Raw genomic sequence first — 10,309 nt, forward strand, 5'->3', positions numbered from 1 at the left:
AACGCACAGACAGGGGAGGCCGGTTTGAACCAGCGTGCGCCGGGATTCTACGGCACCTATGCCAGCCACAAGGGCTATGCGACGCCCGAGATCGGCCCGAAGCAGGTCAGGCGCTTCGACGCCGAAATCTGGGAGCCGGCCCGATGCGCGTCGTCCCATTCCTTTCTGGAGATCGGCTGCGGCACCGGCGGCTTCCTCGCCTATCTGCGCGGCAAGGGAGTGCGCCGCGTCCTGGGCATCGACCATGATCCGGCCCTGGCCAAGGTGATGCCCGAGGCGGCGCGTGACGATTTCCTCTGCCGCGACGTGTGGGAGGTGCTGGCCGACGATTCCCTGGGCCGTTTCGACCGCATCGTCCTGCTGGACGTGCTGGAGCATTTCGAGGCTTCCGACGCGCTGCGTCTGCTGCAATCCCTGCGCGGACGCCTCGCCGAGGACGGGCGGGTGATCCTCAAGGTACCCAATGCCGGTTCGCCCTGGGGGCTGCCCTACCAGTACGGCGATCTCACCCACCGCACCGCCTTCGCCCCCATTTCCGTGCGCCAGCTGGCCGACGCCGCCGGCTTCGCCGCGCCGTTGCTCTACGGCCAGCGCCAGGGCTCGGCCCGGCGGCGTTTCACCGACGCCGTGGTCGGCAGGCTGCTGTCCTGGGCCCTGCTCAATCCGCCCGAGATCTGGAGCGCCAACCTGATCGCCGTCCTGCAGGTGAAGCCGTGAACCGTAACCTTGCCCTCCTGGTCCTGCCCGCCCTGTTCACCGCCCTGCTGTTCGCCATGGGGATCGCCTCGCAGCCGTTCTGGCAGGTGTTCAACCTGGACCCCGACTACTATTACCTGACCAACGGCCTGCTGCTGGTCGAGGGGCTGGCTCCCACCGACATGGGCCATCCCGGCACGCCGGTACATGTGTTCTTCGCCCTGGTCTTCCGGCTGATGCATGTGGGCGAGCCCACCGGGGCCATCGTCGACGCGGTGTTGCGCGACCCCGAGCGCCATCTGGCCATGGTCTCCTATGCCATGTACCTGCTGATCGGCCTGTCGCTGGTGGCGCTGGGCCACGGCTTCCGCTCGGCCACCGGCCGGCTGGCCCCGGCCCTGCTGGCCCAGGGCGCGCCGTTCCTGTCCATGATCATCCCCAAGTTCGGCCTGCATCCCAAGCCCGAGGGCTTCCTGATCATCGCCGTCTGCTGGGTGCTGGTCGCCGCGCTGAAGGTGGCGAGGGCCGGGACGCCGACCGACCGCCAGGTGGGGTGGCTGGGGCTGGCGCTGGGCTTCGGCATCGCCTGCAAGATTCAGTTCGTGGCGCTGGGGCTGGTGCCGCTGTTCATCCTTGACCGCCGCCGGCTGTTCCTGGTGCTGCCGCTCTCCACCATCGCCGGGTTCCTGATCTTCTTTTCGCCCGCCCTGCCGTCGCTGGACATCTTCCTGGGCTGGTGGGCCAAGGTGCTGACCCACAGCGGCGCCTATGGCGCCGGCGAGGCAGGAATGGTCCAGTCCGGCCGCTACGGCAAGGCGGTGGTCGGCCTGTTCGGCTCGAAGATCATCTTCACCATGGTGGTGGGGCTGTCGCTGTTCGCTCTGGGCGGCTATGTCCGGCTGCGCCGGCGCGGCCTGATCAAGGCCGACAGGCTGGCCGGTCTGCTGGCCGGTCTGGTGGCGGCCGAGGTGTTCACCATCCTGGCGGTGGCCAAGCAGCCCGCCGCCCATTACCTGGTGCCGGCCCTGCTGCTGACCGGGCCCAGCCTCGCCATTCTGTTCGTTCTGTCGGCCAAGGTGTTTCCGTCCCGGCCTCATCTGCGGGCGTGGGGCGTGCTCGGCCTCGTCCTGGTGGCGGTCAGCGCCCAGGCCTCGTGGAAGCAATATGCCGAACTGGCCCGCTGGACCGCCGAGACCCAGGCCTTCGACATGAGCCGGTTCAAGGCCTGCGCCAAGATCGACTACGATTCGGCGTCCAGCCTGCCCTACGCCCTGCAGCGCGGCGACATGAATTCCCAGGGCCGCTATTCGCCCCGGCTGGCCGAGTTCATGCCCAAGGACCACTACACCTGGTTCATCAACGAGCATTCCTGGTGGGGCAGCGGCTTCATGCAGTGGAACAAGCCCATGAGCGTGGCCGAGGTGGTGGCCGCCTGGCCCTGCACGGTGTTCCGCGGCAGCCAGGGGCACCGGCTGCCAACCTGGGCGAACCGCGAACTGGGAAGGTTCGCTCCGGACGACCGCTGCGAGGCGGGTGAGGAAACCGTCTTTACCCTGGGAATCCGCTGCGACGGCTCAACCCCCCTTGCAAAATGAGGCCAAAGGGATAGCCTTCTTGCCAGCAATCGTGACGAGGGGGACATCATGGCGGCCAAGGCCGTAACCATCGCCCAGCAGAAGGGCGGCGCCGGAAAGACCACCATCGCCGCGCAACTGGCGGTGGCCTTCGCCCGCGCCGGGCGCCGGGTCGGGCTGCTGGACATCGATCCCCAGGGCTCGCTGGCCGCCTGGTACGACATCCGCAAGGCGCTGGTCGAGGAAACGGGCGGCGGCATCACCTTCGTCCAGGCCTCGGGCTGGCGGCTGTCCACCGAACTGGAACGCCTGAAGCGCGACGTGGATCTGGTGCTGATCGATTCGCCGCCTCACGCCGAGACCGAAGTGCGCATCGCGGTACGCGCCGCCGACCTGATCCTGGTCCCCATGCAGCCCTCGCCCATGGATCTGTGGGCCACCGGCCCGACGCTGGACATGGCGCGCAAGGAGAAATCGCCGGCCCTGATGGTGTTCAACCGCACGCCGTCGCGCGGCAAGCTGGTGGACGCGGTGCGCAAGAAGATCAAGGATTCCGAGGTGCCGGTGGCCCAGACGGTGCTGGGCAACCGAGTGGCCTTCGCCGCCTCCATGATGGAGGGCAAGGGCGTGGTGGAAAGCAATCCCAGCCATACCGCCACCAAGGAGATCAAGGCGCTGGCCGACGAGATCGCCGGCATCCTGGGACTGGATTGACATCATGAGCGACTTCGCCGCCATGCTTTCCGACCATGCCTACGCCATCGCCATGGCGCTGCACACCCTGGCGGCGGTGGTCTGGGTGGGCGGCATGTTCTTCGCCCATCTGATCCTGCGTCCGGTGCTGGCCGAGCGGGCGGCGGCCGAGCGGCTGGCGGTATGGCGCGGGGTGTTCCCGCGCTTCTTCTTCTGGGTGTGGATCAGCATCGCCGTGCTGCTGGCCACCGGCTATTCCACCCTGTTGCTGGGCTTCAAGGCCGGCTTTACCGGCGGTCCCGGCCATGTGGACATCATGCAGCTGATCGGGCTGGTGATGATCGCCCTGTATTTCCAGCTGTTCTTCGGACCCTGGCAGGGCTTCAAGCGGGCCTTCGCCGATGGCGATTTCCCCAAGGCCGCCGGATATCAGGTCCGCATCCGCCACATCGTCACCGTCAACCTGATCCTCGGCCTGCTCAGCATCGTGGTCGGGGTGGCCGGCTCGCTCCTGGGGGCGTGATGGCCATGGATCGCGACAAGGACGTGGAGATCATCTCCAGGGAGACGGTCTTCAAGGGCTATTTCCAGGTGGACCGCTACCGTCTGCGCCACCGCACCTTCGCCGGCGGCTGGACCGAGGAGATGATGCGCGAGGTGTTCGAGCGCGGCCACGCCGTGGTGGTGCTGCTCTATGATCCCGACCGCGACCGGATCGCGCTGATCGAGCAGTTCCGGCCCGGCGCCTATGCCGCCGGCTGGCATCCCTGGCTGATCGAATGCGTGGCCGGCATCATCGAGGAGGGCGAGCATCCCGAGGATGTGGCAAGGCGCGAAACCCGCGAGGAAGCGGGCTCGGACCCCACCGACATGGTCCATGTGGGCGATTATCTGGTGACCGCCGGCGGGTCGTCGGAAAGCTGCCGCCTCTATTGCGCGAGGGTCGATGCGTCGACCATCGCCGGCACCCACGGACTGGCCCACGAGGGCGAGGACATCCGGGTGTTCGTCGTCGATCCCGCCGAGGCCCTGGCCATGTGCCGCGACGGACGCATCAACAACGCCATGGCGGTGCTGGCCATCCAGTGGCTGACGCTGGAACGGCAATCCCTGCGGGACAAGTGGCTGGGCTAGCCGTCCATTGCTACCGTGATTTCTCGGCCGGCTACCCTTAGCTCTTCAAATATTTCGTGGAGACATTCGCCACGCATGGCTCCGGGGCGGGAGGTGAGGGGCGGCACTACAGCCCGGCCCATCAATCCACGACCGCCCCCAGGCGCGCCTCGATCTGGGGCCTTGCCGCCGTCTGCCGGATTGAAGATCCGGAAAGCGGGGCAGTCAGATAGCACTCCTTGCTGCTCCAACGTGGTATGTTGTTCGGATGGAGCCGACAAATGTCCTGGTTTAAGCGCACCCCCCCTCCCGTTAAGCCGGGAGACCGGTTTGTCAAGATCGGGGACCAACCCAACAAGGTCTGGGTGGTGTCCCGGGTTTGGGAGACGGTTGACGGTATTCCGCACGTCCGGATGGAGAGTTTCCTCCATCAGGGGGAGACCCGGATCATCTCCGTTTCCGCGCTGACCGACCCCCGGTTCTTCACGCCCGCGGTTCATGTCGAGGTTCTGGCCTGACAAGGCCGGCCGCGATTTCCAGTCGTGCGGCGGGGGCCGGCTTTGCATTCCATCCACAGCCCTCAGGAATAAGCTGCCATGCTGTCCCTTGAAGATTTGACCTCCATCGAGCGGATCGTCGCCATCGATGCGGAGACGACGGGGTTCAGGGTTCCATCCCCTGCCGAGATCAAGAAGATGCCAAAGGGGCTGCGCCTGCCCGGCGTTGTCATCGAGATCGGCTGTCTCGAATTGCTGCGGAATGGTGATGACGGATGGAAGGCCGGCGAAAGCTGGCAGCGCCGTATCCAGCCAGGTGGACCGGTTTCCAAGGCGTCGATCGATGTCCATGGGATTAATCCCGCGGAACTGAAGAACGCCCCATCATTCCGCGATGTCCTGGATGAATTTGAGGCCTTTATCGGTCAGGACGTGCTGCTTGCCCACAGTGCCGAGAACGAGATGGAGTTTCTCAATTTCGAGTATGCAAGGGCAGGGCGTTGCGGATTCGACGAGATGATCTTCGGCGCCACGGATTTCGTCTGCACCCAGGACCTTTCCCGGCAGTTCTTTCCCGGCGTCCCCGGATCACTGGACGTGCTGTGCGATCGTCTGTGGGTCGACCGGTCCGACCGGTTCGAACATCATGGGGCTCTGCTTGATGCTGTCCTGACCGCCGAAGCCTTCATGAAGATGGCGGGCGGATTTGTCCAGGACGATACCCGCTATATGAGTTTCGGGGATCAGTAGGGGCGGGGTGCGCCCAGGCGGGTTCCCCATTCTTCCATGAACACGGCCGGCATGCGTATTGATGCCGGCCGTGCCATTGGAAGGCTAGAGGACCTTCAAATTGACCGCGGAGGTCTTGCCCTTGCGGGGGTCGCGCTCTTCTTCGAAGGAAACCTTCTGGCCGTCATTCAGCCCAGAGAGGCCCGCCCGCTCGACGGCAGAGATGTGCACAAACACGTCGGGACCACCATTGTCCGGAGCGATAAAGCCAAAACCCTTGGTGCTGTTGAACCACTTGACGCTGCCATTCGGCATGAAGATTTCTCCGAAATTGAGATAGACAAGCCACGCGCTTCGCGGCCTGCATCAGATGCCGACCATCTCTGAATTTTGCTCATGGCATGATCGACTCGGACAGTCTTGGTCGATTGTCGATCAAAAGCAAGCATGTTCGTGCTTCGTATCGGACGCGGGGTGTTTTTCGTGGGGTGGGAATGGCCTCTTGTTTGATTATTTCTCTTAAAAATGCGCGAATTATGAGTGGCGATTATCGATAGTTGTTCTATTAACAATTTTAACGCCAAATGGATGTGGCGCCGATCCGGTGCGCGACGGGGCATTGTTCGCCGCCTTGACTCTTCCGGTGGCTATGGGCCGGGGATCGCCGCGACGCCCGCCGCGGCGATTTCGCAATCCTGGTCCTCGTGGGCGCCGGAAATGCCCAGGGCGCCGATCAGTTCTCCATTCGCCAGGACCGGGACGCCGCCGCCGATGGGGATGAAGCCGGCGCGGCCGTTCAGTCCCTCCAGCACATGGGGGCGTTCGCCGATCCGCGCCTTCCAGGCGGCGGTGGGGATGCCGAAGCCCGCCGCCGTCTTCGCCTTGTCGGTGGAGATCACCACGCCGTGGAACGGGGCGCCGTCCATGCGCACCAGGGCCTTGGGGTGGCCGCCGGCATCCACCGCCACGGCGGTGATCCGCAATCCCATGGAGCGCGCCTTGGCGGTCGCGGCCAGCACGGCGGCCATGGCCTGTTCGTCGGTCATCGTCCTTCTCCTTCTTCCAAATGCGGGGGGCTAGACCCAGCCGGCCGCGCCGGCGGCGGCTCCGGCGGCGATCAGCCAAAGGGGGTTGAGGCGGGTCTTGAGCAGCACGCCGGTCGCCGCCAGGAACAGCAGGCCCTGCCCGGTGGAATGGACGGTCATGGTCCCCAGGGACCATGCGGTGGTGCCGACCATGCCGATGGACAGGGGCAGGACCGCCGCCCGCAAGGCCCGTCCCCGGCCGCCCCAGCGGATCTTCGACCCGAAATGCAGGGACAGGATGGCCAGCCCGGCGGGGGGAACCACCAGGGCCACGGTGGCCGCCGCGGCCCCGGCCAGTCCGGCCGCCTGCATTCCCACCAGGGTGGCGAACAGGAAATTGGGGCCGGGGGCGATCTGGGCCAGGGTGAAGCAGCGCACGAAGGTCTCGGCGTTCATCCAGCCATGGGTCTCGACCACGAAGCGCAGCATGTCGGGGGCCAGGGCGATCACCCCGCCGCCGATGGCCATCATGGACAGCAGGGCGAAGTGCAGGAAGATCGCCGAGGAAATCTCCATGTCCGAGTTCATGATTTCGGCCTCCATGATCCAACGGCCAGCGACAGGACGAACAGCCCGGCCATGACGGCGAGCAGCGGCCAGTGGAGCAATCCGACTCCGGCGAACATGGCCGAGGCGAACAGCAGCGGTCCGATGGCGATGGGCAGGGCGCGGGCCATCTGGACCGCCATGGCGGCGATCAGGGCGGCGGAGACCACGGACATGCCGCGCAACGCGTCCTGGATCAGCGGAATATCCCCCACCCGGCCATAGCCGTATCCCAGGGCCAGGACCACGGCCGAGGGCGGGACGACCAGCCCGCACAGGGCGGCGCAGGCGCCGGCAACGCCGCTCCGGCGGTGACCGATGATGATGGCCAGGTTGCAGATGGTGGGGCCGGGGATCAGTTGGGCGAGGGCGAGCACCTCGGCGAATTCCTCCGCCGTCATGATTTTCCGCGTCTCGACCAGGCTGCGCCGCGCCCACGGCAGGACGCCGCCGAAGCCGATCAGCGCCAGCCGGGTGAAGAGGACCAGAAGGGAGAGGGGCGAGACCTTTCCGGAATCATCCATGACCGGGGGCTCCGGTCTTGCCGGAATGGTCGCGGGCATGGAGCCGGATGCTGTCCAGGATGGAATGGGCGATGGGCGGCAGCCGGGCGCCGTCGCGCAGGGTCAGGCCGATCCGTCGGGTGGTCTGGCCCAGGGCCACCGGCAGTTCCACCAGCATGCCGCTCTCGATTTCCACCCGCATCTGGCGGGGCGACATGGCGGTCAGCATGTCGCTGCTGCGCAGCAACTGGCGGACGATGGCCAGGTCGCCGCTCTCCACCGAGGCCTTGGGGAGCGACAGGCCGAGTTCGGCGAAGGAATCGTCGATCAGGCGGCGGCCGGGGGCATCGGAACGGGGCAGAATCCATTGCTCGTTGAGCAGATCGCCCAGGGGGATGCCGGACAGGCCGGCCAGCGGGTGTCCGGTCCGGGCCAGGATGCCGATCCGGTCGCTGAACAGCGGCTCGGTGATCAACCCCCGGCACAGCACTTCGGGGCGCAGGGCGCCGAAGATCAGGTCGATGTCGCCGGTGCGCAGCCCCGAGACCAGGACGTCGTAGGGGGCCTCGACCATCTTCACCCGGATGTTGGGCAGGCTCTTCAAGGCGTGGGCGATGGCGGTGGGCAGGATGTAGGTACGGCCCAGCGGCAGGGCGCCGATGATCACCGTGCCCTGCTGGGTGCCGGCGATGGCCGAGATGTCGGCTTCCATGTGGCGAAGCTCCGCGAAGACCCGCTTGCCCGCCGCCACCAGCTTGTCGGCGGTGTCGGTGGCCATCATGCCCTGGAGCATGCGATGGAACAGCGGCTGCCCGACGGAACTCTCGATCCGCGACAGCGACATGCTGGCCCCCGCCTGGGAGACGCCGAGCTTGGCAGCGGCGGCCGACAGGTGGCGCAGTTCGGAGAGCTGCTCCAGCAATTGCAGCTTCCGTCCGCTGAACATCAGGTTGAAGACCACGTTGCGGGAAATGGCACCCAGGGACTTGGAGCGGCACAGTTCATCGGCGACCTGCTCCGCCTGGTCGTGGATGCGGACGGCGCGCAGCAGCACGGCGTTGCCGTAGGCGTTGATCAGCATGCCGCGCGGCCTGCGTTCGAACAGGGCAACGCCAAGCGCGCCCTCCAGTTCCCGGATGGAACGGGTGATGGCCGACGACGCCTTGAGGATGTCGTCGGAGGATTTGGCGATGCTGCCGGTCATGGCCACCGACAGGAAGGCGCGCAGATGGGACAGCCCCTGTTCCGGATCGATGATGTCCATGCCGGCGCTGCCCATCGGACTCTCGCTGTCCCCGCGGATGCAATTTTGTTGCCCGGCCCCATCCCGGACGGGCGGCATGGCCGGAGTGTAGCGCCGAACGGCGGGGAAATAGAATAGAACATCACAAAATTAGAACGCATCTTCACGAATGGGCAATGCCCCTGACGCTTCTCCCCCGCTTATAGTCAACATCACCCTATCGGCATGCCGCGGGTCCAGGAGGAAAGCAATGGCGCGCATCATCGGCGGCATCGCCTGTTCCCATACCCCCACCATCGGCTTCGCGGTGGACGGGAACAAGCGCGACGATCCGGTCTGGGCCCCCATCTTCGAAGGCTTCGAGCCGGCGCGGCGCTGGCTGCGGGAAAAGAAACCTGACGCCCTGTTCATGATCTTCAACGACCATGTGACGTCGTTCTTCTTCGACCACTACTCGGCCTTCGCCCTGGGCATCGGCACGGAATACGGCGTCGCCGACGAGGGCGGCGGCGAACGGGACCTGCCGGCGGTGAAGGGGCACGCCGCCCTGGCGCAGCATATCGGCGCCTCGCTGGTCGCCGACGAGTTCGACATGGCGTTCTTCCAGGACAAGCGCCTGGATCACGGTGGCCTGTCGCCGCTTTCCATGCTGTGCGACCACGGCGCCGGGGGCTGGCCCGTTCCCATCGTGCCCCTGGCGGTGGGGGTGCTGCAATTCCCGATTCCCTCGGCCCTGCGCTGCTGGAAGCTGGGCAAGGCGCTGCGCCGGGCCATCGAGAGCTATCCCGAGGACATGGACGTGGCGATCGTCGCCACCGGCGGTCTGTCCCATCAGGTGCACGGGGCGCGGGCCGGCTTCAACAATACCGGGTGGGACCATGCGTTCCTGGAGCTGTTCGAGAAGGACCCGGAGGCCCTGACCCGCCTCACCGTCGCCGATTACGCCGAACTGGGCGGCGTCGAGGGGGCCGAGGTGATCATGTGGCTGATCATGCGCGGCGCCCTGTCGGCCAATGTCAGGGTGCTGCACCAATCCTACTACCTGCCGTCCATGACCGGCATCGTCGCGGCGGTGTACGAGAACATGGACCAGCCCCTGCCCAGGGACACGGCGGCGGAGCATCGCGCCCATATGGGCCGCCAACTGGCCGGGGTCGAGGCCATCCCCGGCACCCATCCCTTCACCCTGGCGGCCAGCGTCAAGGCCTACCGCCTCAACAAGTTCCTCCACCGGATGATCGATCCCGGCCATCGCCGCCGTTTCCTGGAAAGCCCCGAGGAGGCGTTCGCCGCCTGGGAGCTGAGCGAGGAGGAAAGGGATCTGGTGCGCCGCCGCGATTGGGACGGGCTGATCCGCTACGGCGTGATCTTCTTCATGCTGGAAAAGCTGGGCGCCGTGGTCGGCGTCTCCAACCTCCATATCTACGCCGCCATGCGCGGCGAGACGCTGGAGCAGTTCCAGGCGACCCGCAACGCCCCCAACGCCCTCTATTCGGTGGCGGGCGGGGAGGGGCGGAAGAATCTCGATTGGGGCAAGCCCAAATAGGGAGTTGCGTTCGCTTTTGGCGATCGACGTCGTGCGAGATGGTAACAATCTCGCAGTGGCAAGCCGCTATTGTATCCCCGGCCC

Annotated in this window: 13 protein-coding genes; 8 read left to right on the forward strand and 5 right to left on the reverse strand. The window is 66.2% G+C overall.

The features are described from left to right. The first annotated feature begins 24 nt into the window (after positions 1–24). The 7 genes from H261_RS12570 (at position 25) to H261_RS12600 (ending at position 5,323) form a co-directional block, all read left to right on the forward strand. On the forward strand, positions 25–717 hold the full coding sequence (locus H261_RS12570) for a class I SAM-dependent methyltransferase (RefSeq protein WP_008618028.1): 693 nt from the start codon (positions 25–27) through the stop codon (positions 715–717). Continuing rightward, on the forward strand, positions 714–2,291 hold the full coding sequence (locus H261_RS12575; protein WP_008618030.1) for a hypothetical protein: 1,578 nt from the start codon (positions 714–716) through the stop codon (positions 2,289–2,291). Before H261_RS12570 ends, H261_RS12575 begins: the two co-directional genes overlap by 4 nt. A gap of 48 nt (positions 2,292–2,339) precedes the next feature. Beyond that, positions 2,340–2,984 (forward strand): ParA family partition ATPase, encoded by a 645-nt coding sequence (gene parA / locus H261_RS12580; RefSeq protein ID WP_008618031.1) that lies wholly within the window; start codon positions 2,340–2,342, stop codon positions 2,982–2,984. A 4-nt stretch (positions 2,985–2,988) separates the two neighbouring features. Continuing rightward, positions 2,989–3,486, forward strand: a complete 498-nt coding sequence (locus H261_RS12585; protein WP_008618032.1) for an integral membrane protein — start codon at positions 2,989–2,991, stop codon at positions 3,484–3,486. After that, positions 3,486–4,097 carry an NUDIX domain-containing protein gene (locus tag H261_RS12590; protein ID WP_008618033.1) on the forward strand — a complete coding sequence of 204 codons (612 nt, stop codon included), beginning with the start codon at positions 3,486–3,488 and terminating at the stop codon, positions 4,095–4,097. Before H261_RS12585 ends, H261_RS12590 begins: the two co-directional genes overlap by 1 nt. Positions 4,098–4,357: 260 nt before the next feature. Beyond that, on the forward strand, positions 4,358–4,594 hold the full coding sequence (locus tag H261_RS12595; protein WP_008618034.1) for a hypothetical protein: 237 nt from the start codon (positions 4,358–4,360) through the stop codon (positions 4,592–4,594). Between the two features lie 78 nt (positions 4,595–4,672). Then, positions 4,673–5,323 carry a 3'-5' exonuclease gene (locus H261_RS12600; protein ID WP_008618035.1) on the forward strand — a complete coding sequence of 217 codons (651 nt, stop codon included), beginning with the start codon at positions 4,673–4,675 and terminating at the stop codon, positions 5,321–5,323. 84 nt (positions 5,324–5,407) lie between these two features. Here the strand turns inward: H261_RS12600 and H261_RS12605 are convergent, their stop codons facing one another. From H261_RS12605 to H261_RS12625, 5 genes are all read right to left on the reverse strand, one after another. After that, on the reverse strand, positions 5,408–5,617 hold the full coding sequence (locus H261_RS12605) for a cold-shock protein (protein WP_008618036.1): 210 nt from the start codon (positions 5,615–5,617) through the stop codon (positions 5,408–5,410). Positions 5,618–5,949: 332 nt separating this feature from the next. After that, complete coding sequence (locus tag H261_RS12610) at positions 5,950–6,348, reverse strand: GlcG/HbpS family heme-binding protein (RefSeq protein ID WP_008618037.1); 399 nt, start codon at positions 6,346–6,348, stop codon at positions 5,950–5,952. Between the two features lie 30 nt (positions 6,349–6,378). Continuing rightward, a complete protein-coding gene (locus H261_RS12615; protein WP_040476382.1) occupies positions 6,379–6,915 on the reverse strand; it encodes a chromate transporter in 537 nt (178 codons plus the stop codon). Continuing rightward, a complete protein-coding gene (locus H261_RS12620; protein WP_008618040.1) occupies positions 6,912–7,457 on the reverse strand; it encodes a chromate transporter in 546 nt (181 codons plus the stop codon). The genes H261_RS12615 and H261_RS12620 overlap by 4 nt, the downstream gene beginning before the upstream one ends. Next, positions 7,450–8,715, reverse strand: coding sequence for a LysR family transcriptional regulator (locus H261_RS12625; RefSeq protein WP_008618041.1), 1,266 nt, complete (start codon positions 8,713–8,715; stop codon positions 7,450–7,452). Before H261_RS12625 ends, H261_RS12620 begins: the two co-directional genes overlap by 8 nt. 214 nt (positions 8,716–8,929) lie before the next feature. Between H261_RS12625 and H261_RS12630 the strand changes: the two genes are divergently transcribed. Continuing rightward, positions 8,930–10,225 carry a gallate dioxygenase gene (locus H261_RS12630; protein ID WP_008618042.1) on the forward strand — a complete coding sequence of 432 codons (1,296 nt, stop codon included), beginning with the start codon at positions 8,930–8,932 and terminating at the stop codon, positions 10,223–10,225. Positions 10,226–10,309: the final 84 nt, after the last annotated feature.

This window comes from Paramagnetospirillum caucaseum, assembly GCF_000342045.1.
In the GTDB taxonomy this organism is placed as follows: Bacteria; Pseudomonadota; Alphaproteobacteria; order Rhodospirillales; family Magnetospirillaceae; genus Phaeospirillum; species Phaeospirillum caucaseum.

Excerpts from the sequence above, each read along its gene's own strand:
- H261_RS12600 (WP_008618035.1), top strand. The coding sequence starts at position 4,673 with ATGCTGTCCCTTGAAGATTTGACCTCCATCGAGCGGATCGTCGCCATC.
- H261_RS12615 (WP_040476382.1), bottom strand. The coding sequence starts at position 6,915 with ATGAACTCGGACATGGAGATTTCCTCGGCGATCTTCCTGCACTTCGCC.
- H261_RS12610 (WP_008618037.1), bottom strand. The coding sequence starts at position 6,348 with ATGACCGACGAACAGGCCATGGCCGCCGTGCTGGCCGCGACCGCCAAG.
- H261_RS12625 (WP_008618041.1), bottom strand. The coding sequence starts at position 8,715 with ATGGGCAGCGCCGGCATGGACATCATCGATCCGGAACAGGGGCTGTCC.
- H261_RS12620 (WP_008618040.1), bottom strand. The coding sequence starts at position 7,457 with ATGGATGATTCCGGAAAGGTCTCGCCCCTCTCCCTTCTGGTCCTCTTC.
- H261_RS12605 (WP_008618036.1), bottom strand. The coding sequence starts at position 5,617 with ATGCCGAATGGCAGCGTCAAGTGGTTCAACAGCACCAAGGGTTTTGGC.
- H261_RS12585 (WP_008618032.1), top strand. The coding sequence starts at position 2,989 with ATGAGCGACTTCGCCGCCATGCTTTCCGACCATGCCTACGCCATCGCC.
- H261_RS12630 (WP_008618042.1), top strand. The coding sequence starts at position 8,930 with ATGGCGCGCATCATCGGCGGCATCGCCTGTTCCCATACCCCCACCATC.
- H261_RS12590 (WP_008618033.1), top strand. The coding sequence starts at position 3,486 with ATGGCCATGGATCGCGACAAGGACGTGGAGATCATCTCCAGGGAGACG.
- H261_RS12595 (WP_008618034.1), top strand. The coding sequence starts at position 4,358 with ATGTCCTGGTTTAAGCGCACCCCCCCTCCCGTTAAGCCGGGAGACCGG.
- parA (WP_008618031.1), top strand. The coding sequence starts at position 2,340 with ATGGCGGCCAAGGCCGTAACCATCGCCCAGCAGAAGGGCGGCGCCGGA.